Annotated in this window: 25 protein-coding genes and 1 tRNA gene; 14 read left to right on the plus strand and 12 right to left on the minus strand. The window is 32.5% G+C overall.

Annotation, left to right across the window (positions count from 1 at the left end):
* Nucleotide 1 precedes the first annotated feature (1 nt).
* The 7 genes from BTO05_RS10475 to BTO05_RS10505 form a co-directional block, all read right to left on the minus strand.
* Nucleotides 2–901, minus strand: coding sequence for a metallophosphoesterase family protein (locus tag BTO05_RS10475; RefSeq protein WP_087492613.1), 900 nt, complete (start codon nt 899–901; stop codon nt 2–4).
* Nucleotides 902–947: 46 nt separating this feature from the next.
* A complete protein-coding gene (locus BTO05_RS10480) occupies nt 948–1367 on the minus strand; it encodes a hypothetical protein (RefSeq protein ID WP_087492614.1) in 420 nt (139 codons plus the stop codon).
* Nucleotides 1368–1374: 7 nt separating this feature from the next.
* The gene (locus BTO05_RS10485) at nt 1375–1623 is read right to left on the minus strand and encodes a hypothetical protein (RefSeq protein WP_087492615.1); all 249 of its coding nucleotides are present in this window, start codon (nt 1621–1623) and stop codon (nt 1375–1377) included.
* Between the two features lie 5 nt (nt 1624–1628).
* Entirely contained in the window at nt 1629–2807 is a 1179-nt protein-coding gene (locus tag BTO05_RS10490) for an acyl-CoA dehydrogenase family protein (protein ID WP_087492616.1), read from the minus strand.
* 61 nt (nt 2808–2868) lie between these two features.
* Complete coding sequence (locus BTO05_RS10495; protein ID WP_087492617.1) at nt 2869–3585, minus strand: tRNA1(Val) (adenine(37)-N6)-methyltransferase; 717 nt, start codon at nt 3583–3585, stop codon at nt 2869–2871.
* Nucleotides 3585–4115: a ribosome maturation factor RimM gene (rimM, locus tag BTO05_RS10500; protein ID WP_087492618.1), complete on the minus strand. Its 531-nt coding sequence runs from the start codon at nt 4113–4115 to the stop codon at nt 3585–3587. The genes BTO05_RS10495 and rimM overlap by 1 nt, the downstream gene beginning before the upstream one ends.
* A 174-nt stretch (nt 4116–4289) precedes the next feature.
* Complete coding sequence (locus BTO05_RS10505; RefSeq protein WP_087492619.1) at nt 4290–4793, minus strand: 30S ribosomal protein S16; 504 nt, start codon at nt 4791–4793, stop codon at nt 4290–4292.
* 168 nt (nt 4794–4961) lie between these two features.
* Between BTO05_RS10505 and BTO05_RS10510 the strand changes: the two genes are divergently transcribed.
* The 8 genes from BTO05_RS10510 (at nt 4962) to BTO05_RS10540 (ending at nt 15703) form a co-directional block, all read left to right on the plus strand.
* Nucleotides 4962–6029 (plus strand): DUF6252 family protein, encoded by a 1068-nt coding sequence (locus BTO05_RS10510; protein WP_087492620.1) that lies wholly within the window; start codon nt 4962–4964, stop codon nt 6027–6029.
* 168 nt (nt 6030–6197) lie between these two features.
* Nucleotides 6198–10583 carry a DNA polymerase III subunit alpha gene (gene dnaE / locus BTO05_RS10515; RefSeq protein ID WP_087492621.1) on the plus strand — a complete coding sequence of 1462 codons (4386 nt, stop codon included), beginning with the start codon at nt 6198–6200 and terminating at the stop codon, nt 10581–10583.
* Between the two features lie 133 nt (nt 10584–10716).
* On the plus strand, nt 10717–11034 hold the full coding sequence (trxA, locus tag BTO05_RS10520; protein WP_087492622.1) for a thioredoxin: 318 nt from the start codon (nt 10717–10719) through the stop codon (nt 11032–11034).
* A gap of 68 nt (nt 11035–11102) precedes the next feature.
* Nucleotides 11103–12032 (plus strand): DUF58 domain-containing protein, encoded by a 930-nt coding sequence (locus BTO05_RS10525; protein ID WP_087492623.1) that lies wholly within the window; start codon nt 11103–11105, stop codon nt 12030–12032.
* A 76-nt stretch (nt 12033–12108) separates the two neighbouring features.
* Nucleotides 12109–12182: transfer RNA gene (locus BTO05_RS10530), tRNA-Asp, on the plus strand.
* Nucleotides 12183–12662: 480 nt separating this feature from the next.
* The gene (locus tag BTO05_RS14015) at nt 12663–12830 is read left to right on the plus strand and encodes a hypothetical protein (protein WP_157662569.1); all 168 of its coding nucleotides are present in this window, start codon (nt 12663–12665) and stop codon (nt 12828–12830) included.
* A 157-nt stretch (nt 12831–12987) separates the two neighbouring features.
* The gene (locus tag BTO05_RS10535; protein WP_157662570.1) at nt 12988–15015 is read left to right on the plus strand and encodes an ATP-binding protein; all 2028 of its coding nucleotides are present in this window, start codon (nt 12988–12990) and stop codon (nt 15013–15015) included.
* A gap of 19 nt (nt 15016–15034) precedes the next feature.
* Nucleotides 15035–15703 (plus strand): response regulator, encoded by a 669-nt coding sequence (locus BTO05_RS10540; RefSeq protein ID WP_087492625.1) that lies wholly within the window; start codon nt 15035–15037, stop codon nt 15701–15703.
* 240 nt (nt 15704–15943) lie between these two features.
* On the opposite strand, the gene BTO05_RS10545 is transcribed toward BTO05_RS10540, so the two are convergent.
* Complete coding sequence (locus BTO05_RS10545; protein ID WP_087492626.1) at nt 15944–16441, minus strand: DUF456 domain-containing protein; 498 nt, start codon at nt 16439–16441, stop codon at nt 15944–15946.
* Nucleotides 16442–16662: 221 nt separating this feature from the next.
* Between BTO05_RS10545 and BTO05_RS10550 the strand changes: the two genes are divergently transcribed.
* From BTO05_RS10550 to BTO05_RS10565, 4 genes are all read left to right on the plus strand, one after another.
* Nucleotides 16663–17022 carry a BlaI/MecI/CopY family transcriptional regulator gene (locus tag BTO05_RS10550; protein ID WP_087492627.1) on the plus strand — a complete coding sequence of 120 codons (360 nt, stop codon included), beginning with the start codon at nt 16663–16665 and terminating at the stop codon, nt 17020–17022.
* A 1-nt stretch (nt 17023) separates the two neighbouring features.
* Nucleotides 17024–19360, plus strand: coding sequence for a M56 family metallopeptidase (locus BTO05_RS10555; RefSeq protein WP_087492628.1), 2337 nt, complete (start codon nt 17024–17026; stop codon nt 19358–19360).
* Nucleotides 19361–20494: a tetratricopeptide repeat protein gene (locus tag BTO05_RS10560; protein ID WP_087492629.1), complete on the plus strand. Its 1134-nt coding sequence runs from the start codon at nt 19361–19363 to the stop codon at nt 20492–20494.
* 82 nt (nt 20495–20576) lie between these two features.
* On the plus strand, nt 20577–21086 hold the full coding sequence (locus tag BTO05_RS10565) for a hypothetical protein (RefSeq protein WP_232459732.1): 510 nt from the start codon (nt 20577–20579) through the stop codon (nt 21084–21086).
* 54 nt (nt 21087–21140) lie between these two features.
* Here BTO05_RS10565 and BTO05_RS10570 read toward each other — a convergent pair whose 3' ends face one another.
* The 4 genes from BTO05_RS10570 to BTO05_RS10585 are packed head-to-tail and all read right to left on the minus strand — an operon-like array spanning nt 21141 to nt 24925.
* The gene (locus BTO05_RS10570; protein ID WP_087492631.1) at nt 21141–21881 is read right to left on the minus strand and encodes a Bax inhibitor-1/YccA family protein; all 741 of its coding nucleotides are present in this window, start codon (nt 21879–21881) and stop codon (nt 21141–21143) included.
* Nucleotides 21882–21884: 3 nt separating this feature from the next.
* Nucleotides 21885–22760 carry a hypothetical protein gene (locus BTO05_RS10575; protein ID WP_087492632.1) on the minus strand — a complete coding sequence of 292 codons (876 nt, stop codon included), beginning with the start codon at nt 22758–22760 and terminating at the stop codon, nt 21885–21887.
* Nucleotides 22761–22820: 60 nt separating this feature from the next.
* Complete coding sequence (locus BTO05_RS10580; RefSeq protein ID WP_087492633.1) at nt 22821–23957, minus strand: glycosyltransferase; 1137 nt, start codon at nt 23955–23957, stop codon at nt 22821–22823.
* Nucleotides 23957–24925 carry a lysylphosphatidylglycerol synthase domain-containing protein gene (locus BTO05_RS10585; RefSeq protein ID WP_087492634.1) on the minus strand — a complete coding sequence of 323 codons (969 nt, stop codon included), beginning with the start codon at nt 24923–24925 and terminating at the stop codon, nt 23957–23959. The genes BTO05_RS10580 and BTO05_RS10585 overlap by 1 nt, the downstream gene beginning before the upstream one ends.
* Before the next feature lie 28 nt (nt 24926–24953).
* Between BTO05_RS10585 and BTO05_RS10590 the strand changes: the two genes are divergently transcribed.
* Nucleotides 24954–25583 (plus strand): outer membrane beta-barrel protein, encoded by a 630-nt coding sequence (locus BTO05_RS10590; protein ID WP_087492635.1) that lies wholly within the window; start codon nt 24954–24956, stop codon nt 25581–25583.
* 3 nt (nt 25584–25586) lie between these two features.
* Nucleotides 25587–26141: a crossover junction endodeoxyribonuclease RuvC gene (ruvC, locus tag BTO05_RS10595; RefSeq protein ID WP_087492636.1), complete on the plus strand. Its 555-nt coding sequence runs from the start codon at nt 25587–25589 to the stop codon at nt 26139–26141.
* Nucleotide 26142: the final 1 nt, after the last annotated feature.

Here is a 26142-nt window from a genome sequence, read left to right on the forward strand (position 1 = left end):
TCTACTCTGTTTTATACTGAGTTAATTTGGTCGGACCTTCCAAAAGAAATCTGTCTATTTTAAGTGTTCCGTCTTCAGTTGTAATTATTTGCCATTTGACGAGTGATATTGCGCCATTTTCAATTTCTAATCCAGTAATACTTCTAGGATGTACACAACTACCATCATTAAAAAAAGCTATATCGCCAGGTTCAGGAAAACGTGGTCTATGCGTATGTCCAGCGATGGTAATTAGATTTTTGTTTTCGGTAATCCATTTTTTTGTTCGACGCTCTACTTTAATTAATTCCTTATAATTCTTTGCAGGACTTGTTGGGTCAGCAATGCCCATTACATTTAGTGGCTTCCATAACACTCTAACCATAAAACGACTCCATTTCCAGAAAATGTAGTTCCACCAATCGGCTTGATGTCCATGACACATAAATAATTCTTGTCCAGTTTCAGAATGTTTTAAAACGATGCCTTCATGGTATATGATACCACAAAATAAATCTTTGTTTTCACCAGTTTTTGGGTCAAAATAAGTATTTAGATGCTTCTTAACGAAATTTTCATTACGATATACCATATCATGATTACCCCAAATCATATGTAATCTGCCTTCATCATGAAATTGTTTCATGAGCATGTAGACATTTTTATGAGCGTTTAGTATAGACTCAAACGAAAGATTTTCCCAAAGCTCGTCACCATCGCCTAATTCAGCATAATTAAAACCTTTATTGTAATAATGCTTTAAGGCATGAAAGTAAATATTTCGATTATTTGCAAAATCATCCGCAAAACTATTATCTCCACGATGACAATCACTAAATAATATGTATTTAGAATCATCATTAAATGAAAGTCGTATTGCTTCCTTATAGGCTTTATTTAATCTTTTTTTTGCTGAAAACATTAGGTTTAAATGTAAATAAAAAAAGCTTCCATATTGGAAGCTTTTTTTATTTTTTTTGAATCAGTTCACCTCCGTGAAATGGACAATATTTCCATTTTCCATTATGGAGCTTATTCGTTTGAGGGCATTTTTTTTCTTCTAATAAACTTCCTAATGGCAAATTATTTGTTGAGACAAAATCTCCTAATTCAAACTCTAATTCACCCTTCTTGTAAACGTCTATAGGCTCATTTGGTTTAAATAGGTAAAACTGCATATTATCTCCCATTTCTCCTAGCATACCAGCTATCATAGGTTTCATAAGAGTTATGAAATTTTTAGTATCAGGGTCAATTTCATTATTTTTCAATAGCTTCAACAATTTGTTATTGTACTTTACTCTAAGTTGAGACTTTATAGTGTCTTCATCGTCATAGGTTATGCCTCCAAAGATGCCGATTTTACCCTTTAGAGCAATTACAATCACATATTCCTCATTCCTCTATTATTTTTATAATCTCTTGGGACTGAGCATCAGTAGTAGTTGGGTCTTGTGAGAAAACAACTTCCCAATACTCAGTTGGTACCCACCATACAAATTCTATATAATCCATATTGTCGCTACTGAATTGGGTCTCAGAAATTAGCTTGTCTATGCTAACTTTTTCGAAATCTTTTTCTTGGCTGTTTACAGAAAAAAGAAATGTAATTGTTGCGAATATTGATATAAATAGTTTTTTCATAAATTTTATTTAAAAGCATTAAGACCAGTTACATCAAGCCCTGTTATTAGTAAATGAATGTCATGAGTTCCCTCGTAAGTAACAACACTTTCGAGATTCATCATATGGCGCATAATAGAATATTCGCCACTTATACCCATACCACCTAACATTTGTCTGGCATCTCTAGCAATAGTTAATGCCATATCAACATTGTTACGCTTAGCCATTGAAATTTGTGCTGAGGTGGCAGTACCGTTTTCGCGCATTACTCCTAATCGCCAAGCCAATAATTGTGCTTTTGTTATTTCGGTAATCATCTCAGCAAGTTTTTTCTGTTGTAATTGAAATTGTCCAATAGGTTTACCGAATTGAATACGTTCTTTACTATATCTCAAAGCCGTGTCGTAACAGTCCATTGCAGCACCAATTGCACCCCAAGCTATACCAAAACGTGCAGAGTCTAAACAACCAAGAGGTGCGCCTAATCCAGATTTATTTGGTAATAAGTTTTCTTTTGGCACTTTAACATTATCAAAGATAAGTTCACCAGTTGCAGATGCTCTTAGTGACCATTTGTTATGTGTTTCTGGTGTTGAAAAACCTTCCATACCACGTTCTACGATTAGACCGTGAATTCGTCCTTCTTCATTTTTTGCCCAAACTACAGCAACATTACAAAAAGGAGAATTTGATATCCACATTTTTGCACCGTTTAAAAGAAAATGATCTCCCATATCTTTAAAGTTTGTGACCATGCCGCCAGGATTACTTCCATGGTCTGGCTCTGTTAATCCAAAAGAACCTATCCATTCACCACTGGCTAATTTTGGTAAATATTTTTGACGTTGTTCTTCATTTCCGTATTTCCAAATAGGATACATCACTAATGAACTCTGAACAGAAGCTGTACTTCTTACTCCAGAATCGCCACGCTCAATTTCTTGCATGATTAAGCCATAAGAAATTTGGTCTAATCCTGCACCACCATATTCTTCAGGGATATATGGTCCAAAAGCACCAATTTCTGCTAAACCACCAATAATAGATTTTGGGAACTCTGCTTTTTGAGCAGCTTCTTCAATTATAGGTGATACGTCACGTTTTACCCAATCACGAGCAGCATCACGTACTAATTTATGTTCTTCGGTAAGTAATTCGTCAAGATTATAATAATCAGGAGATTCGAATAAATCTGGCTTCATGTTTTCAATTTTAGTTGAATAACAAAAATAACGAAAACGTTTTCATTGCCCAATTTGAAAACTACATTTTAAGATAAAAATCTTTAGTAAGATTTATATAATCTTCGGTGTAATTATGTCTGTCGTTTTCAATAATCAATTCCGAAGTTTTTAATTCTTCATCATTAAAAGAAAACTCGATTAAACTTCGCTTTACTTCAGCTTCAGGATTTCCTTTGACATGCAGTATTCGTTTTGGAGATAAACCCACTTTTGATGCTAGTTCAACTAATTTCTCTTCTTCTTTGTTCGGAATGACGACTGAAAAAACACCACCTTCTGCTAAAAATTGAGAGACAGAAAAAATTAAATGCTCAAAAGGCATTGCATCTTGAAATCGAGCCAAATCTCTAGAGATCTTCTCGGTTTTATAATCTTCAGAATAAAAAGGAGGATTACAAATAATGATATCGTATTGCTCTTCAATTTCTTCAGTGTATTCTAAAAGTGAGGCGTGGTAGCAAAATAATCTATCACTCCAGGGTGAATTTTCAAAATTATCGGCACATTGCTCATAAGCATTATCGTCAATTTCAATGGCTTCTATAACTTGTGCGTTGCTTCTTTGTGCTAACATTAAGGATAAAATTCCTGTTCCGGCACCAATATCTAATATTGAAAATGGTTGATTTCTGATAGATGTCCATGCGCCAAGTAGAACACCGTCAGTTCCAATTTTCATGGCGGAGCGGTCTTGATTAATCGAAAATTCTTTGAATTTGAAAGGTTTTATACCCATTAATCTTCAAGATATAAATCGATTAAACCTTCAGGAGTTTTTACAAACACTGTTTTGTTTTCTCTGTCGACTTTGATAATAAACTCATCATTCATTGGGATTAATATTTCAACACCGTTTCTGTCGATTTCAAATAAGGCTTGCGCAGTACTATCGTTAATACCTTTTATTGTTCCTACATCTCCAAATCTATCATCCTTAATTGTGAAACCAATAACTTCATGAAAGTAAAATTTATTTCCTTCTAGTTTTGGAAGAAAATCTAATGGTAAATATAAATCGCATTTTAGAAGCGCATCTGCATCAGCTTCGTTATCTACATCTTCAAAATCTAAACGTAATAAATCAGATTTATGGAGTTGAGATGATTCAACGAAAAAAGGAACTAAATTTCCTTTTAAATCAATAAATATAGCTTCGAGATTATCATATAAGTCAGGTTCGTCAGTATCTAACTTTGCTAAAAGTTCTCCTTTAAAACTATACTTTTTTACAATTTTACCTAAATAAAAACAGTCTTCTTTTTTCATGACAAATTTATTTGTCATCCTGAACTTGATTCAGGATTTTGTTATAGTTTAAATTATGAAGATACCGCCATTCAGCGGCATTTGTTCATTCATGTATTTTAAAAAGTTAAAATACTATTTCACAAAAAAACCCAGACTTTAAAGTCTGGGTTTAAAAGTATAAAAATTAATTTTTTATTCTTCTTCGTTAGATGCTGTAGTTTCTTCGGCAACTTCTTCTTCAACAACTTCAGGAGTTGCTGCAGCTATACGTGCTTCATTTACTGCTTTTTCAGCGTCTAATGCTTTTGCTCTTGCATCTGCATCTGCTTTTGATAAGCCATCTGTTTTTGCTTGAACTTTAGCGTTTTTCTCTTCTAACCAAGCTTTAAATTTTTCTTCAGCTTGCTCTTCAGTTAAAGCGCCTTTTGCAACACCACCAGCTAAATGCTTTTTAAGCATTGCACCTTTGTAAGATAAAATTGCTCTCGCAGTATCTGTAGGTTGTGCTCCGTTTTGCATCCATTGCACTGCACCATCTACGTCTAATTCGATAGTTGCAGGGTTGTTGTTTGGATTGTAAATTCCTAATTTTTCTAGGTATTTACCATCTCTTTTTGCGCGAGCATCTGCCGCTACAATCCAATAAAAAGGTTTTCCTTTTTTACCGTGTCTTTGTAATCTAATTTTTACAGGCATAATAATTAATTATTTGAGGTTCTCGACCTCTGTTATTAATGAGGGCGCAAAGATAGTATATTTTTTTAATTTTCAACACTTTATATTCTTTAAACATTTCTCGAAAAAAAAATATACTTTTGAAGACAATCAAACGTTGTAGACTTACTTATTTCAAAGTAAACAAATATGAACAAAAATATCCTACTTATTTTTTTTATAACACTCTTTTTTGGATGTGTTGATGATGTAGAGTTTAATAACCCTGCTATACAGGCAAATTTTGAAGGACAATCCTGGATTGGAGTTGCTCGAACTGCAGCAATAAAAGATGGGGGATTAATAATAAGAGCTACGCGTGGTACAGAGGTATTATTATTGTTTACAACTAGGACAGATGTAGGCACTTATCCCTTAGGAGCAAACAATCAAAGTGAAGCAAGGTATATTTCTGCTGATGGTACAGTATATTCTACACTTAATTCGCCTGACCCTTCAATTCAGGTTTTTCCATCTGATGGACTTATTAAGACTTCTAATATAGACTCTGTAATGAATACAGCAACCGGAACTTTTAGATTTAATGCTTTTACAGCAGATGGACTAAACTCTGTTAACTTTATAGATGGTGTGTTTTTTCAAATTACTTTAAGACAGGATATTGCTGAAGAAACAGGAGGATCAACTTGTGCGCTAGCAACGGACTCAGTTTCAGCCTTGAATGCTCAAGTCACTGCAGAAACTCCAAGTGCCATGTTATGCGAACAATACTTAACAGCCTTGGAAATACAATTGTTGTCTTGTGATGATTCCTCTGGAGATATACAACAGACTATAAACAATTTGGATTGTAATGATGATGATGCAGATGGTATACCAAATTCTTTTGAGGATATTAATATGGATGGTAATCTAGATAATGACGATACTGATATGGATGGTATACCTAATTACCAAGACGCTGACGATGATGGTGATAGTATTGATACAATCAATGAAACTGGCGATACAGATGGAGATGCTATTCCAAATTATTTAGACAATGACGACGATGGAGATAGCATTTTAACCATTTTTGAAGACCCAATTGCCTTGCAGAATACAGATGGCGATGGTTTTTTAGACTATTTAGACGCAGACGATGATAATGATGGAGCACTAACTATCGATGAAAATCCTGACCCAAATGGAGATGGAAATCCAGATGACGCACAAGACACTGATATGGATGGTATTCCGGATTATCTACAAATCTAATAACAATTTATATTTCGTAAAAAGCCACATTAAATGTGGCTTTTTTTTGTTTACAAGTGTTTATAACTTTACTTCAAAAAAGTATAAATTCTATGTAAGTTTATAAACTAGCTTTTTTTAAACAAGGGTCTTGTCAATCTTCTGATTGTCAGACATGAAAACGGATTTATGTATTTAATTTTCGATACCGAAACAACAGGTCTGCCAAAACGTTGGGACGCCCCAATAACAGATACAGATAACTGGCCAAGAGCAATACAGATTGCTTGGCAATTGCACGATGCTATGGGTAACTGTATCGAGCATCAAGATTATTTGATAAAACCGGACGGATTTAATATTCCCTACGATGCCGAAAAGATTCATGGTATTTCAACAAAGTTAGCGCAAGAGCAGGGTATTGCTCTAGCAGAAGTTTTGGAAAAATTCAACATTGCAATGTCCAAAACAAAATTCATTGTTGGACAAAATGTAAAGTTTGACTTAAATGTAATGGGTGCAGAGTTCGTTCGTGGTAATGTCTCAAATCAGCTTCAGGAACTACCAGTTTTAGATACATGTACAGAGCATACAGCTAGTTTGTGTCAAATTCCTGGTGGACGTTATGGAAAATTTAAATTACCTACTCTAACAGAATTACACCAATTTTTATTTGATACACCTTTTGGAGAAGCCCATAATGCAACAGCAGATGTCGAGGCAACTACACGTTGTTTTTTAGAACTATTAAGAAGAAAAGAATACACAATAGAACAATTAGGAGTTCAGCCTGATTATTTTGAGGAATTTTCTCAAGCTAACCCTCTAAAAATTGAAGGGATAAAGCTTAATCATACTAATCTTAAGCGTGAAAGTGAAAAGATTAATCAGCGACTTCAGAAAGAACAAACAGAGTCTGTCCCTACTTCAACTAATAAAGAAGCAGCTTCAAAACTTGCAGGTGCTCAGTTTGTGCATTTACATAACCATTCTCAATTTTCAATATTACAATCTACTATCAGTGTCAAAGATTTAGTTGCAGCCGCAGCTAAAGAAAATATGCCTGCAGTTGCATTGACTGACCATGGTAATATGATGGGAGCATTTCACTTTGTGAGTGCTGTTTCTAATCATAATAAGGCTATAATAGCTAAACATGCCGAGGCAGAAGAAAGTGGAGAAGAGAAACAAGGTCAGATTATAAAACCAATTATAGGATGCGAGTTTTTTGTTTGTGAAAATCACTTAGATAAATCCCGAAAGGATAATGGTTATCAAATTGTACTGCTGGCAAAAAATAAAAACGGTTATCACAATTTAGCTAAATTATCTTCAACGGCATTTACAGACGGTTTCTATTACGTTCCAAGAATTGATAAAAAACTAATAGAACAATACAAAGAGGATTTAATTTGCCTAACAGGAAATCTGTATGGAGAAGTTCCAAGTAAGGTTTTAAATATTGGTGAAAATCAAGCAGAAGAAGCTTTGCTGTGGTGGAAGAATACTTTTCAGGATGATTTGTATTTAGAGCTGATGCGTCATAATCAAGAAGATGAAAACAGAGTTAATCCCGTATTAATTCAGTTTGCGCAAAAGCACGATGTAAAATTGATAGCATCAAATAATACATATTACGTTGAACAAGAAAATGCTAACGCACATGATATTTTACTCTGCGTAAAAGATGGCGAAAAACAAGCAACACCAATAGGACGAGGCCGCGGTTACCGTTACGGATTGCCGAATCAAGAATATTATTTTAAGTCTTCAGAAGAAATGAAGGCTCTTTTTAGGGATATTCCTGAAGCTATTGTGAACATAGAAGATGTTGTCGATAAAATCGAAGCTTATGAATTGGCGCGAGATGTTTTATTGCCAGCGTTTGATATCCCCGACGAATTTAAATTTAAAGAAGACGAAGCTGATGGTGGAAAGCGCGGTGAAAACGCTTTCCTGAAACATCTTACATACAAAGGTGCCGAAAAACGCTATGGTGAAATTACACCAGAAATCAAAGAACGACTAGATTTTGAGCTTTCCGTAATTGAAAACACAGGCTATCCAGGGTATTTCCTAATTGTTGAGGATTTTATACGAGAAGCACGAAACATGGATGTATCTGTAGGTCCAGGTCGTGGTTCCGCAGCAGGTTCAGTCGTTGCTTATTGCCTTTGGATTACCAATATAGACCCCATTAAGTACGACTTACTTTTTGAGCGTTTCTTAAATCCAGATCGTGTAAGTATGCCAGATATCGATATTGATTTTGATGATGAAGGTCGTGGTCGTGTGATGCAATATGTGATTGATAAGTATGGGGCTAATCAAGTAGCTCAAATAATCACTTATGGGACTATGGCTGCAAAATCTTCTATTAGAGATACAGCACGTGTTTTGGATTTACCATTAAATGAAGCTGACCATATAGCCAAGCTTATACCTAATATGTCAAAGCTTGGCAAAATTTTTGGGAAAAGCGAAAAAGAACTTGCAGGAAAATTTAGAGCCGAGGACTTAGAAAAAGTCAATGAGTTACTAAATATATCTGATGGAGAGGATTTGCAAGCAGAGACAGTAAATCAAGCCCGAGTCCTCGAAGGTTCTGTAAGAAATACAGGTATTCACGCTTGTGGAGTTATTATTACACCAGGAGACATTACTAATTATGTGCCAGTTTCTGTAGCAAAAGATTCTGATTTATATGTGACGCAATTTGACAACTCAGTTGTTGAGAGTGCAGGACTGTTGAAAATGGATTTTTTGGGTTTAAAGACGTTAACCCTTATAAAGGATACCGTAAAAATTGTAAAGGCCAAACATAATGTTACACTTGACCCTGAGAATTTTCCACTCGATGATGAGAAGACTTATGAACTTTTTCAGCGCGGAGAAACTGTAGGGATTTTTCAGTATGAATCTCCTGGTATGCAAAAGCATATGAAGCATCTTAAGCCTACTGTTTTTGATGATTTAATAGCTATGAATGCACTCTATCGTCCTGGTCCTATGGAATATATTCCAAGTTTTATTAGACGAAAACATGGCGAAGAAGAAATTATATACGATTTACCAGAAACCGAAGAGTATTTAAAAGAAACTTACGGTATTACAGTATATCAGGAGCAAGTAATGTTACTTTCACAAAAGCTAGCAGATTTTACCAAAGGTGAGGCCGATGTACTTAGAAAGGCTATGGGTAAAAAGCAAAAAGCAGTACTTGATAAAATGAAACCTAAGTTTATTTCTCAAGCAGCTGCTAAAGGTATGGATGAGAAAAAACTTGAGAAGATCTGGAAGGATTGGGAAGCTTTTGCAAGTTATGCCTTTAACAAGTCTCACTCTACATGCTATGCTTGGATTGCATACCAAACTGCATACTTAAAAGCGCATTATCCTGCGGAGTATATGGCGGCGGTATTGTCAAATAATATGAATGATATTAAGTCTGTAACCTTCTTTATGGAAGAGTGTAAACGTATGCGTTTACCAGTTTTAGGGCCAAGTGTAAATGAAAGTTTTTATAAGTTTTCTGTAAATAAAGATAATGCCGTGCGTTTTGGTATGGGAGCCATTAAGGGTGTTGGTCATGGCGCTGTAAAAACCATTGTCGAAAACCGAAAAGAAGAAGGTCATTATAAGTCGATTTTCGATTTAGCAAAACGTATAGATTTACGTGCAGCCAATAAAAAAGCATTCGAAGGTTTAGCTAATGCAGGAGGTTTTGATTGTTTTGAAGATACACATCGAGCACAATATTTTGCTCATGATGGTGATGGTATTACATTTTTAGAAAAAGCTGTAAAATACGGTGCTAAACATCAGGAAAACGAAAATTCAGCACAAGTTAGTTTGTTTGGTGAAGCTAGCGGTGTCGAGATTGCCGAACCTCAGGTTCCGCCATCTGAAGATTGGGGAACAATGGAGAAACTTTCTCGAGAAAAAGAAGTTGTTGGAATATATATATCAGGTCATCCATTAGATGATTTTAAAATTGAAATGAAGACTTTTTGTAACGGGGTTATTGCAGATTTTAATGATTTGGAAGCCGCTATTAATCAAAATATCAAGTTTGGAGGTGTTGTAACAGATGTTCAACATAGAGTTAGTAAACAGGGTAAAGGTTGGGCCATATTCACTATAGAGGATTATACTGATAGTTTTGATTTCAGAATTTTTGGAGAAGATTATTTGAAATTTCGACATTTTTTAGTGCAAAATTCCTTTGTACACGTTCAAGCGTTTGTTAAAGAAGGTTGGGTTAATCGAGATACAGGAAAAAAAGGTGATCCACGTATTCAATTTAATAACTTTCAACTATTGCATGATGTAATGGATACGTATGCAAAAAAACTATCAGTACAACTAAATGTTGCTGAATTAAAATCAGATACTATTTCTGATTTACAGCAAATGTTCAGAATGCATGAAGGTACTAATTCTTTAAATTTTGTAGTCTACGATAACGAAGACAAAATAAAATTGAATATGCCTAGTCGTAAGCAAAAGGTAAAAATATCTCAGGAGTTATTAAATACATTGAGTGAACATCATATAAAGTATAAGTTGAATTAAAGTTTAAAAAATCTCATAATTCAAACCAATATAACCATAGTCAAATCAAATACATGCAGTGTAAGGTTTGGTGTAATTTTTGACTAATATTGCATATTAACACGTATTAAAATACAATTAAAACATAAATATTATGGCATTAGAAATAACAGATGCAACATTTGAAGAGCAAGTATTAAATAGCGATAAGCCAGTAATGGTAGATTTCTGGGCAGCTTGGTGTGGTCCTTGTCGCATGGTTGGTCCAATTATCGATGAGATTAGTACTGAGTATGACGGCAAAGCTGTTGTAGGTAAAGTAGATGTAGACGCGAACCAAGAGTTTGCAGCTAAGTATGGTGTAAGAAACATACCAACGGTACTAGTGTTTCAAAATGGAGAAGTAGTAGGTCGTCAAGTAGGTGTTGCACCAAAAAACGCTTATGCAGAAGCTTTAGACGCACTTTTATAACAAAGACATCTAAAAGAAATGATAAAAGGTTTGCCAAATAGGTGAACCTTTTTTAGTTTCGGTAATTCATGGATTTACAAAAAGAACTTAATAAAGCAGGTGGCTTTAAGAATTTAGAATTATTAGCAAAACAAGTTGTTGAAGGTTTTATTTCGGGGATGCATAAAAGTCCCTTTCATGGTTTTTCGGCAGAATTTGCAGAACATAAAATTTACAATCAAGGAGAGAGTACAAAACATATAGATTGGAAACTTTATGCAAAAACAGATAGACTATATACCAAGCGTTATGATGAAGAAACAAATCTTAGATGTCATATTATTTTAGATAATAGTGCCTCTATGCATTATCCAGACTCTGCAGGGACTTCAATTAATAATTTAAACAAAATAGCATTCTCTTCTTTAGCTTCTGCTTCTTTAATGTATATTCTAAAAAAGCAAAGAGATGCTGTAGGTTTAAGTATTTATAGTGATAAATATGATTTCTATTCTCCTGAGAAAGGAAGTGAGCGACATCATCAAATGTTATTATCAAAGTTAAGCGATGCTGTTATTCATAAAACAGTTTCTAAGACTACTGAAACGTATAAATATTTACACCAAATAGCTGAAAAGATTCATAGACGCTCATTGATATTTGTATTTACAGATATGTTTCAAACTTCTCAGGACGACGAAAAAATATTTGAAGCACTAAGACATCTAAAGCATAATAAGCACGAGGTCGTGATGTTTCACGTATTTGATAAATCAAAAGAACTCACTTTTGATTTTGATAATAGACCAAAACGTTTTGTAGATGTTGAAACAGGAGAAACAATAGACCTATATCCAGATACTATAAAGGAAAACTATGAAAAAGCTGTATCTGAATATTTTAAAAATTTAAAATTACGATGTGGACAATATAGGGTCAAGTATGTGGAAGCTGATGTAAATACTGGTTTTAATCAAATATTGACCACATACATGATAGAGCGTCAAAAATTTGTATAAATAAACTGATATTTTTTTCTTTTTTTATTTGCGGAATTAAAAATGCAGTGTATATTTGCCCTCGCAATTACGCAACGGTCTGGTAGTTCAGCTGGTTAGAATATCTGCCTGTCACGCAGGGGGTCGCGGGTTCGAGTCCCGTCCAGACCGCAAATTGCATAAAAGCTCTAAGAAATTAGAGCTTTTTTATGCAAAAGATGTTGTGTTGTTCTAGGAGAAATCCTAGAGTAGTTGTAAAATCCCTAAGCGATTAGGATTTTACCAATGAGAAGCTTTCCTTTTTTTACTAAGTAAAAATAGGGATGCTTTTTTGTTTTTATAATGCTTCATAGAACTCATAAAACAGATAAATAAGACTATTTTGACACAAATAATGTATTTAAACGGTAAAAAAATACATTTAATCGATAATTTGTCGTTAGATAATTCTATTTTAGGTAAATTGCGTGTTCTTAAGTATTGCCCTAAATCACTTACTCAAGAAATTTTAATCCATTGAAACCCTAACAGTTCTGTTAGGTTAAATCCTTTTTAGTACGATTGTTTGAAAATTTACTCAAACACTTTGTGTCTTATTTGTTTTTAAGACATTATTTAAACAGACTAATTATTTAACTAAAAAGAATACTTATGAAAGCTTTAAAAATCTCCCTATTATTAGTAGTCGTTGTTGTACTTACTGTTTCTGTAATTTCAAAAGATGCAGTTGTACAAGACGATATAAATACTTACAAGGAATACACTCCTAACAAACTAGTTCTAGATAAGAAAAAGAGAAAAGTTTCTACGGTATCTTAATACTTATTTAAGTTTTTATATTTGATTGATTTTATTTCTGTTTTATAAAAACTAACTAAAAAATACAAGTCCTTAACTAAAAAAGTTAAAGGACTTTCTGTTTTATTTATAGGTAAGTGTATTGTTTTTATATATTTTTGAGAAAATCACTTATGATTTGATAAAACATCGATTATTATCATTATTTATTTTACTATTCCTAAGTAATCCTCTTCTTAGTCAAGAAAAGAAATTACTTGATTCTGTGAATAAATATTATTTGTATTCTCAAGATGTAAATAAAAATTGGGAATCTCGATTAAAATCAGCTTTGAAGTCTAAAGATTTTTCTGATGAATTAGGAGTTGACTCTATTAAAATTCGTGTACAAAGATCTCTGTCTGTTACTCTATATTATAACGAATTATACGATGAATATATTAAGCTTAATCAAAAGAATTTTAAATTAGCTCAAAAACTCAAAGATACCTCTGCAATACAAGCTGCCTCTAAAAATCTTGGGTTATATTATCTTTTTTTAGAACAGATAGATAGTTCTTACTATTATTTTTCTAAAGAGTTAGACTATTTTAAAAGTAATGATATTTCCTTAAAAAAAGCAGAAACTCTTTCTGCTCTAGCTGACATTCAACAAGAAGAAAAATTATACAGTGGAGCAGAAGAAGATGCGATTGCTGCAATAAAAATTTTAAATCGGCTTCCGCAAAATGAAGACACTTTATATTTGAATTGGAGTGTATATAATCTTCTAGCGATTATTTCTAAAAACACTCTGAATAAGAATAAAGCTTTAGAATATTATGATAAATCTATTTCTTTTTCGAAAGAAATGAAGGAAGGATTTTCATATGAGATTTTTTCTATTAACAATAAGGGTAATGCCTTCAGGGAATTCGGTGAATACTCTAAAGCTCTTGAATTATTTTTTGATTTAGTTGAGCAAAAAGAAAAGTACAACGAGGAGGAACCAGACTTCTATCCAACACTATTATTAAATATTGCTAAAACAAAATTTGAATCTACTGATTATAACTTTGGAGAAGTAGAAAACTATCTCAAAGAGTCATATCTTTTGTTTGAAGAAATAGACTATCAATATGGAGTTATGGCAGCTTCTTTAGAATTGTCTAGACTACATTTAAAACATGAAAATCAAGAATTAGCCAAAGAGTTCGGTAAAACAGCTTTAAAGATTTCAAATGAAGTCTCTAACAACGAATATAAAATGGATGCTTTATTAACTCTCTCCTATTTATATAAAGGAGAAGAAGGAAAAAATCTATTGAGACAACATATAAATTTATCTGATAGTCTCGAAATTGCTGGGCGTTTAGTGAAAAATAAATTTGCAAGAGTAAAATTTGATACAGATCAAATCGAAGCAGAAAATGAGCAAATTTCTAGAGATAATTTTTACTTATTACTATTATCTGCAGGGCTCTTACTTACCGGAATATTAGTTTATGTAGTTATCTCTCAACGAGCAAAGAATAAAGAATTGAAACTTGTACAAGAACAACAAAAAGCTAACGAAGAGATTTACAACCTAATGCTAGGTCAGCAAGATAAGGTTGAGGAAGCTAGAGCTCAAGAAAAGATTAGAGTGTCAAAAGATTTACACGATGGTGTTTTAGGTCGTCTTTTCGGAGTAAGGCTTAGTTTAGATAGCCTAAACTTCTCTGACGGAAAAGAAGCGATGATGAATCGCTCTAACTATATTGGTCAACTAAAAAATATTGAGGACGACATTAGAAAGATATCTCATGAAATGAACGCCGATTTTGTTTCTGGTTCTGGATTTATGGATATCGTTACTGAGCTTATTGAAAATCAAACAAAAGCTTATGGATTTACATATGACTTTAATTATACAGATGATTTTAGCTGGGAGTTTGTTCCAAATAAAACCAAGATTAATATATACAGAATTTTACAGGAGTCAATGCAAAATATCTATAAACATGCCGAAGCCAAGGATGTTAAAATTGATATTTTAAGAGAAAAAGATGAGATTAATATCTACATTGTAGATGACGGCAAAGGCTTTGATACTTCTAAATCAAAAAAAGGTATTGGTTTAAAAAATATGAATTCCAGAGTTGAAGACGTTAATGGCAAAATCTTATTTTCCTCAGAATTAGAAAAAGGCACCACAGTACAAGTAAAAATCCCCTATATAACTTAATTAACCTGCTAACCAAAAGATGCAAGAATTTAAAATCTTAATGGTAGACGATCATCCTATTATCATAGAAGGATATATGAACGTCTTGATGGCTACAAAAGCCGAAAACCAAACCCTTAAAATAGACACTGCCAATAACTGTGATATGGCAGAAATAATGATTAATCGCGCTGCGAATAACATACATTACGATATTTGCTTTTTTGATATCAGTCTACCACCATCAAAAGATGGTAAATACACTTCAGGAGAAGATTTAGCTATGCTGGCAAAGAAAATGATGCCAACAACCAAAGTTATTATTTTGACGATGTTTAATGAGTCTTTCAGGATTCATAATATAATTCGCGAAATAAACCCAGATGGGTTTTTAATTAAAAGTGATTTAACGTCCATGGAATTGGCAGATGCTTTTCAGCATATAATTAAATCACCACCATATTATAGTAGTACAGTACATAATTACGTAAAGCAAACGTTGACAAGCGAAATTTATGTAGATGATATTAATAGAAAAATCCTTTATTTATTATCTCAAGGTATAAAAACCAAAAGTCTTCTCGACCACATTTCCTTATCTATGAGTGCTATTGAAAAACGCAAAAAGCAACTAAAGCTATTATTCTCTGTCGAGGACGGAAAAGACGAAACTTTATTAGAAATGGCGAAAGAAAAAGGTTTTATTTAAAAAAAATAAGCACTTTTTAGAGCTTAAAAAAAACGCTTGAAGGGATTGCCAATGATAGAAACTACGGTTTTTCCGCATCAAGTCTACGGTTTTTCCGTAACAAAAAGTCAAAAGTCTTACTTAAATTTGTACTAATCAACAAGAATTAATTAATCCCTCATTTAAGCAATTGTTGAATTAATAGCTTTAAAACCTGATAGAAAATCGACCGATGATTACTCTATCAGGTTTTTTAATACGCTATATCCAACTTCCAGAATGGCTTGCGACTTTTGAGATAAATAGCCCAAGGTAAACTACAGCTATAATAAACTTTAAAAATGTAGATGTTATAAAACCTATAAAAGAGCCAAAAGCAGCTTTAGTTGCTCTATTAACATTATTTTTATGCATAAGTTCACCTATTACCGCTCCAAGAAAAGGGCCAATAATTATTCCAAAGGGAATAGCAGATAAAAGACCGACTACTAATCCTAACGATGTCCCAATCATTCCAGATTTACTGCCTCCAAAACGTTTGGTACCAACAACAGGTATGATGTAATCGAGGATGAATATAAGTAAGGCTATAATAAAAGTTACAATTAGAAAAGTTGAGCTAATCACAATTCCATCAGAGTAACTCAATACAAAAAGGCCAAACCAACTGGTTAATGGACCAGGTAAAACGGGTAAAAAACTACCAGCTAAACCTAGAAGCATTAATAATAAGGCGCTTATGATAATTACTAATTCCATATAAGTTTTTAAAAATTCTATAATATAAGACGTTTTATAGTGTTAAAAGTTACAATTATGTAACTAAAAAATTAGTTTAAACTAAAATATTAGTTATATTAGCATTATTATTCAACTAAATAATTAGTTAAAATGAAATAACCATGATTAGTTTTTCAATCATTAGTAAGACTATAAAACGGTTATTACATGTGACCTTTTAAAGAAATAAACAGAAACACATGAAACAACTCACAAAGGCAGAAGAAGAAATAATGCAAACATTATGGCAGTTGAAAAAGGCAAATGTCAAGGCAATAATAGATGTTTTACCTTATCCAAAACCTGCATATAATACCGTGTCCACAATTGTTAGAATATTAGAATCAAAAGGGTTTGTAGATTATGAAAAGCAAGGGAAAGGTCACGTATACTTCCCTATCGTGGATAAAGAGTTGTATAGTAATCAATCCTTAAACAAATTAGTTGATAATTATTTCCAAGGGTCTTTTAAAAGTATGGTCTCGTTTTTTGTAAAGAAGAATGATGTTAATGTGCAGGATATTGAAGCTTTACTAAAAGAAATAAATAAAACGGAATAGTATGTTGTATTATATTTTACAAATTATAGCATTTCAGGTTGTTTTTCTATTGGTTTATGATGTGTTTTTAAAACGAGAAACGTTTTTTAATTACAACAGAATTTACCTTATAGGTACTGCAATCTTGTCCTTTTTTATTCCATTTATAAAACTAGACACCATAAAGGCAGTAGCTCCTAAAGACTTTGTGATTGTTTTACCAGAAGTTATTATTGGTAACCCTATTAATGTAGTATCAGATTTAGATAAACAAGTTGCTCTACAATCTGGAATTGTATTGAATGAACCTAGTATGCCTATTTGGCAAATTATTTTAGGTATAGGTATGGTTTTAGCATCCTTATTTTTTCTTTTTAAACTGCTAAAGCTATATTGGTTAAAATCCAATAATCCTAAACGATGGGACGGCAATATTCTAATCGTTAAGCTGCTAAAAAGTAGTGCTGCATTTTCATTTTTTAATACGGTGTTTTTAGGCGAAAAAATATCAGAAAAAGAGCAACCAACAATCTTAAAGCATGAGTTGGTGCATGTAAAGCAGTGGCACAGTCTGGATTTATTGGTGTTCGAAGCAATGCGAGTTTTACTTTGGTTCAATCCTTTAGTTTATATGTATCAAAGCCGTATCAAAGCACTACACGAGTTCATTGCCGATGAAACTGCTGTAAAACAAAATGGAAAAATATCTTATTATAATCAATTACTCAATCAAGTATTTGAAACCAATAATTTTTCATTTACCAACACATTTTTCAAAAAATCATTAATCAAAAAACGAATAGCCATGTTACAAAAATCGAAATCAAAAAAAGTAGCATTAATTAAATATGCATTATTAATTCCAATGTTATTTGCAATGCTAATTTATACTTCTGCTGAGGTAAAAGCCCAAGAACCAGAAGTTGAAGAGATTACTGAAGTTATTGAAATACAAGAAATTGATGAAAAAGCATTGATAGAAAAGTATTATAAGCAGATGAAAGCTTATCAAAAAGCAAATGAGTTTTCTAAGATTATGGATATGACAGATTTTGATATTTTAAAATTTAGAATGTCCTTGGATGAATTTGCCAGATTGAAAGCTTTCACAAAAATCACATTTATTGACAGAATAGAGCCTAAATTAGAAAATGGAAAAGCTACTGATAGTGAAAAAGAAATTTACAAAAAATTTACTTCTAACAATGAAAGTTATCTAGAGTATATTAAAAGAACAAATACTGACGAATATGGTCATAAATGGGAAAGTAGAACCAAAGGAAGTACTTTAAAATTATATGTAAAAGATTTAAAAAATAAATCTAAGTCAGAAGAAGCAAGATTAAAAAAGAAAATAGATTTGATATTAAATGATTCTTATTGGGATTCAATATTTATTTCTGACGGAAAGCAATCGTCTAGAATAGAAATGAGTGATGTATCAGGTAATACAAAAACTGTAACTGAAGTTGAAGAAGTTCAAGTCAAAAATGTAAATGAAACTATCGAAGTCCCATACGCTGTTATAGAAAACGTTCCAACTTATCCAGAATGTAAAGGTTTAGCGACAAATGAAGAGCGAAAAAAATGCACATCAAACGCAGTTGCAAAATTTGTAAACAAAAACTTTAATACAGACTTAGCTATTTCTCTTGGCTTATCCGGTCGTCAACGCATCTCAGTATTTTTCAAAATAGATAAGCAAGGTAATATTACATCTGTTGGAGCAAGGGCGCCACATCCAGCGTTGGAGGATGAAGCAGAACGTGTTATTAGATTACTACCGCAATTTATTCCAGGAACACAAAAAGGAAAACCGGTTATTGTACCTTACAGTTTACCTATCATTTTTCAAGTTCAAGGTAAAGCAAATGATAGTACTGCAACACCTATCTATAATAAGTTTAAAAATACTTTGAAAGATAGTCTACAAAATACAGAAGTAAGAGAAATCGAAATTCAAGAAATAACTAGAGATAATGAAGTTCCATACGCTGTCATAGAAAATGCGCCAACTTTTCCAGAATGTAAAGATTTACCAATTGATGAAGAGCGTAAAAAATGTACGTCACAAAAAGTGGCAATGTTTGTCAATAAAAACTTTAATACAAATCTAGCAACATCCTTAGGCTTAGTTGGTCGCCAGCGTATTTCAGTATTTTTTAAAATAGACAAACAAGGTAATATAGCAACTGTAGGAGCTAGAGCACCACACCCAGCTTTAGAAGAAGAGGCCAAACGTGTCATAAGACTTTTACCTCAATTTATACCAGGAACACAAAAAGGAGAACCAGTTGTTGTACCTTATTCATTACCAATATTATTTCAAGTAGCACCTGATAAAAAAGAAAAAAACTAAATGCTCAAAAAACTAACAATCCTAATTTTTTGTATACAATTTAATGCCGAAGCTCAGACTTCGGCATTGGCTATTGGCGACAGTTTATTCGCTAATGGAAAGTATACAAAAGCCATAGAACAATATCAAAATCATCCAAATCAAAATGAAGTTTTCGACAAAATTGCAAAAGCTTATTTAGCTATTGGAAATTTTGGTAAAGCTTTAGAGAATTATAAAAAAAGTTCAGATGCAAATCCTGATAACGCATTAATTAAGTTTGAATACGCCAAGTTGTTGTCGCGCTCAAAAAAATATAATGAAGCTTCAGATTTGTTTGAAGAGCTTATCTATATTGATTACCGAAATCCAAATTATCACTACCAAAAAGGTGTTGTTTTAGAAAAATTAAAAGATTCTACAGCATTAAACCGTTTTCTGTCGACTTATGATTTAGACAAAACACATCAAAAAGCTATTTTCAAAATAGCAAAACACCATTTGATAAAGCGCAACCATCAAATATCGCATCGATATATTGACAAAGGTTTAGAGAGTTATCCTGAAAATGTTGAGTTAATAAGCTTAAAGGCACAAAACTATTACCACCAAGATTACCAAAATGAGGCTAAGTTGTGGTTTAAAAAATTATTGGAAATTGGAGAAGAGTCTGAATTTATTCATGAAAAATTGAGTATTCTTTATGCCAAAAACTCTGATTATGAAGATGCTATTTTTCATCGAAAAAAAGTATTGAATTATAACCCGTATGACGCAACTTCAATATACCTTATTGGTACATACTACGAAAGGTTAAAAGATTTTGAAAAAGCTGAAGAATACATAAGCAAGTCGTTAAAACTTCAGGATGTATCACTAAATGCCGAATATGTTCAATTGGGTAGAGTTTTAAACAGGCAAAAAAAACACAAAGCTGCTATCAGCGCCTTTCAAAAAGCAATAAAAGAAGACCCTTCTGATACATTTACAAGATTTAGTATAATACTTACCAAGGAGCAATTCTATGCAGACAAAGAAGCCGTAATAAAGCTTTATGAGGACTTTATTACTAAATATAAAGACGATAAAATGGCAAAATTTGCCGAAATGCATCTTAAAGAGTTAAAACAAAAAAACTTTTTAAATAAAGATTAGCGTTTATTAGAATGTCATACTGAGCTTGTCGAAGTACCTCTTATGGTGTAACTTCTTTCAAATTACATTTTAGCATCTTTTGATGAAAAATTGTACTTTTCCGTTTCAGATAATATTAATGAAACGTTTTGTTGTTTTTATTGCGATACTCTTAGTGTCTTGTGACTATTTCGAAAAGAAAAAAATCAAAGCAAAAGATATCGTTTCTCAAGAATTAGAGACTATAGATTGGAATGCTGTAGACGAATATCCAAGCTTTTCGGTATGCGATTCTGTTTCTGAAAAAGTTGAAAGAAAACAGTGTTTTGAAACGACAATTTTAAATCATGTCAACAATTATCTTTCAAAGCAAAGTATCGTCATTTCTGAAGATGTAGAAGATACTATATCAATAAAGTTCAGCATTGATAAGCTCGGTGAAATTTCAATATTAGATATCAAATCAAAGCCCGAAACAATCCAAGTTATTCCTATAATAGATAGCCTTTTGTATGGTAGTATTAATACTTTACCCAAAATATTTCCAGCGGTAAAAAGAGGCCAACAAGTTAATACAGAGTTTGTGTTGCCCGTTGTGGTTTCGATAAAGTAGTGTTTGTCATTTTTACAGAGCGAAGAATGAGCGGCGAGAAATCTCAATTTTAAATCATTTCCATCGAATTGCAAACTTTTGGAGCAATCGTAAAGCTTCAACGTACAACCAAATCAAAGTAGCTAATAATCCCCAAGTTGCTAACCATTCTTTTTGTTTTGGTGCTCTGTTTTTATAACGCTCTATGTAGTCAAAATCTAAAAGTAATGCGAAAGAAGCTACTATTGCAGCCAATATATTAAAACCAATAGCCAGCCACGACGTACCCCAAATAAAAGTTTTGATGCCAAAAAAACTGAGAATCCAAGATATTAGATATACTACCATAATGCTTATAGTAGCTGTGATAATAATACTTCTAACCTTTTTGGTAACCACAATAATGCGAGTTTGATAAAGCAATAACATTACAAAAAAAGTAACAATAGTAACGCCTATGGCTTGGTACGGTAACTCCGGAAAGTGCTTGTGAGCATATGCAGAAAATCCTCCAAGAAAAAAACCTTTAGCGATTATGTAAAGCGGTACTAAAAAGCCAGCCCATTGTGTGCGAAAAGAAATAATAATACTAATAATAGCTGCAGCAAGCATACCACCAAGTGTAAACCAGCCAGTGTCCATACCTTCAACACTCAATTTCCAGATGTAAGATGTGATTGCGGCTATAACCAAAATCCCAAAAAAGGACTTGACAAAGACGCCCCAAACCGTCATTTTTTTATTCGAATCTCGACCATCATCCCAAAAGTAGTCGTTAAAAATAGGGTTTGAAGTACTCGAATTTCTTATGCTCATATATTATAAATTGAATTTATAGCCAACCATAAAATCAGCAGGAAAATTGTCGCTGTTTTCTAATCCAAACGCAAAGAATCTGTCATACAATATGGATATATATCCGTTATCTGAAACTTTAATATCTGTGCCAATACCAAAAATAAAAGGAACATCAAATTCTGTTTCGTTTTGTCTAATATCTACACTATTATTTGCTGGATTTGGATCTATAATATCAACTGAAAAACTATTAAACGTAGCAAATCGTGTTTGTGCATAAATATTAAAACTGTTTTTTCGTATGAACCTAAAACGATAACCTAATGAAAATTCTAAACTTTTATAATCGCCATCAGAACCAAATGTGTTTCTGACTTGTAATAAGCCCGAATGCATTGGGTTATCTGTGTCTCCGAACAATTCTAATTCTGCCGCTAGTTGCGGATAAGAACTATTATCATTTAAATTCTCTACCAACGGATGATTGGTGACACCACCAAATAGGGTAAGCCTAAAATTAACTTTTAAGTTTCTATCTTGAATATTATAATTAATATCAGCACTTTTATTGTACTTATCTATAAAACGTTTTAGACTACCTGTCGTAAGTTTTACAGCGTCAGCACTATTGTCAGAGGTTAAGTTTTTTAAAACGACGATATATTCTTTGTTATAAGTTCGGCCTTCACCTTTAGTACTTTTAAGTTCTGTTATTGTTCCGTCACTAGTCCTAACGAAGTAGCGGTATTGACCATCAGTAACAGTCCAAAGTAAATCTAATTTACCATCGACTTCTGTTTTTAATTCTAATTTTTCGCCTTTTACAGTATAGATTTTTTGTGCAAATCCAATACTTGCAAAGGCTAGAAACACATAAATTATAATTATTTTTTTCATGGTTATAAAGTTTAAAGTTTGGGGTCTTTTGCTAAAACTAGCAAAAATATCTGTAAATCTTTACTTTTTAAATGTTCGACCTTTCCATTTATAAGTTGAAAATGGTAAGATTGCCAAAATATAAGTAGTTACAATAGGATGAATAAAACTAGCAAAAACATAAGATAACAAAACAGGTTCTTGTTTGTAAAAACGAGCACTTTTGAAGATGAGCAATAAATCAATACTAAATTTTATAAGAAATATTAACACTACAGTCTTTCCAGAAAGTACCTCGAAAACATAAAGCGGAATTAGACTCACTAAAACCAAATTTGTTAACAAAACTATTAATCCTATAAACTTCGGAAACCATGATTTGTATTGACTCGTTTTTGAAGACCATCGTAAACGTTGTTGTAAATACTCTAAAAACCCTCTAGTAACCTTTGTGGTTACAATTGCATTTTTAGATTTTAAAAAATGTACTTCAGAATTATCTTTTTTAAAGAATTTTTGAAGTAAAAAAACATCATCTCCACTGGCAATAGTAGCATTATCGTCAAAGCCATTGACTTGCTCAAAAGCTTTTTTTGAATACACAAAATTTGCACCATTACACATAAATGGTTTATTAACACCAAAACTACCAATTGTCACACCTTGTAAGCTCAAAGCATCTAAGATTTGAAATCTTGTAAAAAAGGAAGATAATCCAGTAAATTTAACTGGTCCTGCAATAGCTATTGCTTTATTTGTTTGTATGAATTCATCAAAACTATCTAACCAATATTTAGGTAAAACACAATCAGCATCAGTAGTAACTATCCAATCGGTTTTTGCAGTTTTTACTGCAGAAGTAACGGCATCTTTTTTTGGGGAGTTAGTAGTTCTTTTATTGTCAATTATTTTGATGTCACATTGAGCTTGTCGTAGTGTACTAGTAAACTTATTTATTATTTCTAAGGAATTATCATCAGAATTATCATTTACCAAAATGATTTCAAAATGTGAATTTGGGTAATTTAAACCTTGAATAGATTTTAGTAAAACAGGAAGATTTTTAGCTTCATTTCTAAAAGGAATAATCACCGAAAACTTGGTCTTAGGTTTTAAGTCTTGGAGTTTAAAATCTTCAACTTTATTAAAGCCACTATTGAACCATGCTATTATAACAAGATAGGTAAAAACAATAATAAAACAAATAGAGAACAGCATTAATCTTCAGTTTTAAGAAGTTTAAAATTAAGAACAAAATAGCTTCCAAAGATACTAGGTAAAATAAAATTCAGTAACCACATCAATGTAGATATACTAAGTATAGTTAACTCATCAACACCTGCATAGCTAAATAAATAGACGGCAGCACTAGTTTTAATTAATACGTCAAATACAGCTAGTGATGGGACGATTGATGCTAATAAGTACATGCTACTTATAATAATCATAGCGGTTTTATAAGCGATATCGACACTGAAAATTTGTAGTAAAAAATAAAATTGAAATGAAAATATGGCATACCTAATTAGTGATAAACCAAGGTTATAGGTATGAATTTTTTGAGGTAAATTTTTAATAAAATCAATAACACGTTCTATAGAGAATCCTTTGATTTTAAATCGTGATTGCTGCAAACCAAAAACTGTAAATACACCCAGTATTCCTATAATTATAACAAAACGAGATACTTTTTTTATATTCAATTCCATATCATAAATCGAATAGAACATCATAAAACCTATTAGCCCTAGTATTGTAGTAACTGCCATTTGACTTGTATTACCCATAAGGTTTAATAGGACAATTCGCTTTCTGTATTGTTTTGCAAAGTAGATAGCTTTAGCGCCATAATCTCCAATCCGGTTTGGAGTAATTAATGAGGCTGTTAATCCACCAAGACTTTGCTCTAAAGCTTCAAAAAATGTAATTTTTTTAATTGTACTAACTAATATTTTCCATTTCAAGATTTCAAAAAACCAATTAAAAAACGTCAAAATCAATAGAAAAAGGACGTTTTTTGCAGAAAAAGCATCTGTTTTGGTCAAAAACGAGACGAATTTTGAAAAATCAAGATTTTCGTTTTGTAACAATCTGTTATAGATGTAATACGATGCGCCAACTATTATACTTAGTTTAATTATCGCAATAAAGAATTGCTTAGATTTGTATGAAAGCTGTCCGTACACATTACAAATTAAACCAATTTATAAGACTATGCGATCACAATTTTTAAAATACATCTTAGTGTTTCTTATTTTGGGAAATGTTAATGCACAACGTAAAGAAATAAGTACTTGGAGCGCTCAGGTTTCCTTGGGTGTGAATTCGCCGTCAAAATCAGGATTTATAGATTCAGCTCCTGCACAAAGTCTAAATTTACCGACAGTAAATTTAGGAGTGCAACGTATGTTTAGTAGAACTTTAGGTGCTAAATTAGACTATGGATTTAACCGTTTTAAAAGTGAAAGTGACACTCAAGAATTTAAGGTCAATTACTCAAGGATAAATGCTCAGTTGGTTTATAATCCGTCGGAGTCATTAAATTTTTTGCCCCAACCAATGCAATTGGTGGCACATGCTGGACCAGGATTCTCTTTTGCAAAACCATTAGGAACTTTAGATGATAATAAACAATCTTACCTTAATTTTAATTTAGGTGTTGAAGTGCATTATCGCATCAATAAAAAAGTAACAATATATTCAGACCTATCTTATGTCTATGGTTTTTCAAAATTAGAAGACTATAATCCCGAGATATTAGGTTTGGGTGCGTTTAATGGAAATGTTTTTAATCTATCCTTTGGAGTTTCAATAGCCTTAAGCGGTTGTTATTATTGTGAATAATTTATGGCAAACGAAAAAATAATTTTAGGTATTGACCCAGGAACTACCATTATGGGATTTGGACTCATAAAAGTGGTTGGAAAAAAAATGGAGTTTTTACAGTTGAATGAACTTCAACTCAAAAAATATGACGACCATTACTTAAAACTAAAACTTATTTTTGAAAGAACAGTAGAACTTATCGATACACATCACCCAGATGAGATTGCCATAGAAGCGCCGTTTTTTGGTAAAAATGTGCAAAGTATGCTTAAGCTTGGTCGCGCTCAAGGCGTAGCCATGGCTGCAGGTCTATCTCGCGAAGTACCAATTACAGAATATGCACCAAAAAAAATAAAAATGGCGATTACTGGAAACGGTAATGCAAGTAAAGAGCAAGTTGCAAAAATGTTACAAGGTATGTTGGGTTTAAAAACAATCCCTAAAAATCTAGATTCTATGGATGGCTTGGCAGCAGCAGTTTGTCATTTTTACAATCAAGGCCGAGTTGAAGTTGGAAAAAGTTATTCTGGTTGGGCAAGTTTTGTGAAACAGAATGAAGGTCGAGTTAAGAAGTGAT

Origin of the sequence: Winogradskyella sp. PC-19 (assembly GCF_002163855.1) — a bacterium.
GTDB lineage: Bacteria > Bacteroidota > Bacteroidia > Flavobacteriales > Flavobacteriaceae > Winogradskyella.

What these genes read in the sequence shown, in the direction of transcription:
- BTO05_RS10505 (WP_087492619.1), bottom strand. Translation starts at nt 4,793, where the DNA reads ATGCCTGTAAAAATTAGATTACAAAGACACGGTAAAAAAGGAAAACCT.
- BTO05_RS10475 (WP_087492613.1), bottom strand. Translation starts at nt 901, where the DNA reads ATGTTTTCAGCAAAAAAAAGATTAAATAAAGCCTATAAGGAAGCAATA.
- BTO05_RS10555 (WP_087492628.1), top strand. Translation starts at nt 17,024, where the DNA reads ATGTTGTATTATATTTTACAAATTATAGCATTTCAGGTTGTTTTTCTA.
- BTO05_RS10525 (WP_087492623.1), top strand. Translation starts at nt 11,103, where the DNA reads ATGGATTTACAAAAAGAACTTAATAAAGCAGGTGGCTTTAAGAATTTA.
- ruvC (WP_087492636.1), top strand. Translation starts at nt 25,587, where the DNA reads ATGGCAAACGAAAAAATAATTTTAGGTATTGACCCAGGAACTACCATT.
- trxA (WP_087492622.1), top strand. Translation starts at nt 10,717, where the DNA reads ATGGCATTAGAAATAACAGATGCAACATTTGAAGAGCAAGTATTAAAT.
- BTO05_RS10565 (WP_232459732.1), top strand. Translation starts at nt 20,577, where the DNA reads ATGAAAAATTGTACTTTTCCGTTTCAGATAATATTAATGAAACGTTTT.
- BTO05_RS10540 (WP_087492625.1), top strand. Translation starts at nt 15,035, where the DNA reads ATGCAAGAATTTAAAATCTTAATGGTAGACGATCATCCTATTATCATA.
- dnaE (WP_087492621.1), top strand. Translation starts at nt 6,198, where the DNA reads ATGTATTTAATTTTCGATACCGAAACAACAGGTCTGCCAAAACGTTGG.
- BTO05_RS10510 (WP_087492620.1), top strand. Translation starts at nt 4,962, where the DNA reads ATGAACAAAAATATCCTACTTATTTTTTTTATAACACTCTTTTTTGGA.
- BTO05_RS10575 (WP_087492632.1), bottom strand. Translation starts at nt 22,760, where the DNA reads ATGAAAAAAATAATTATAATTTATGTGTTTCTAGCCTTTGCAAGTATT.
- BTO05_RS10550 (WP_087492627.1), top strand. Translation starts at nt 16,663, where the DNA reads ATGAAACAACTCACAAAGGCAGAAGAAGAAATAATGCAAACATTATGG.
- BTO05_RS14015 (WP_157662569.1), top strand. Translation starts at nt 12,663, where the DNA reads ATGAAAGCTTTAAAAATCTCCCTATTATTAGTAGTCGTTGTTGTACTT.
- BTO05_RS10495 (WP_087492617.1), bottom strand. Translation starts at nt 3,585, where the DNA reads ATGGGTATAAAACCTTTCAAATTCAAAGAATTTTCGATTAATCAAGAC.
- BTO05_RS10580 (WP_087492633.1), bottom strand. Translation starts at nt 23,957, where the DNA reads ATGCTGTTCTCTATTTGTTTTATTATTGTTTTTACCTATCTTGTTATA.
- BTO05_RS10570 (WP_087492631.1), bottom strand. Translation starts at nt 21,881, where the DNA reads ATGAGCATAAGAAATTCGAGTACTTCAAACCCTATTTTTAACGACTAC.
- BTO05_RS10485 (WP_087492615.1), bottom strand. Translation starts at nt 1,623, where the DNA reads ATGAAAAAACTATTTATATCAATATTCGCAACAATTACATTTCTTTTT.
- BTO05_RS10590 (WP_087492635.1), top strand. Translation starts at nt 24,954, where the DNA reads ATGCGATCACAATTTTTAAAATACATCTTAGTGTTTCTTATTTTGGGA.
- BTO05_RS10490 (WP_087492616.1), bottom strand. Translation starts at nt 2,807, where the DNA reads ATGAAGCCAGATTTATTCGAATCTCCTGATTATTATAATCTTGACGAA.
- BTO05_RS10560 (WP_087492629.1), top strand. Translation starts at nt 19,361, where the DNA reads ATGCTCAAAAAACTAACAATCCTAATTTTTTGTATACAATTTAATGCC.
- rimM (WP_087492618.1), bottom strand. Translation starts at nt 4,115, where the DNA reads ATGAAAAAAGAAGACTGTTTTTATTTAGGTAAAATTGTAAAAAAGTAT.
- BTO05_RS10545 (WP_087492626.1), bottom strand. Translation starts at nt 16,441, where the DNA reads ATGGAATTAGTAATTATCATAAGCGCCTTATTATTAATGCTTCTAGGT.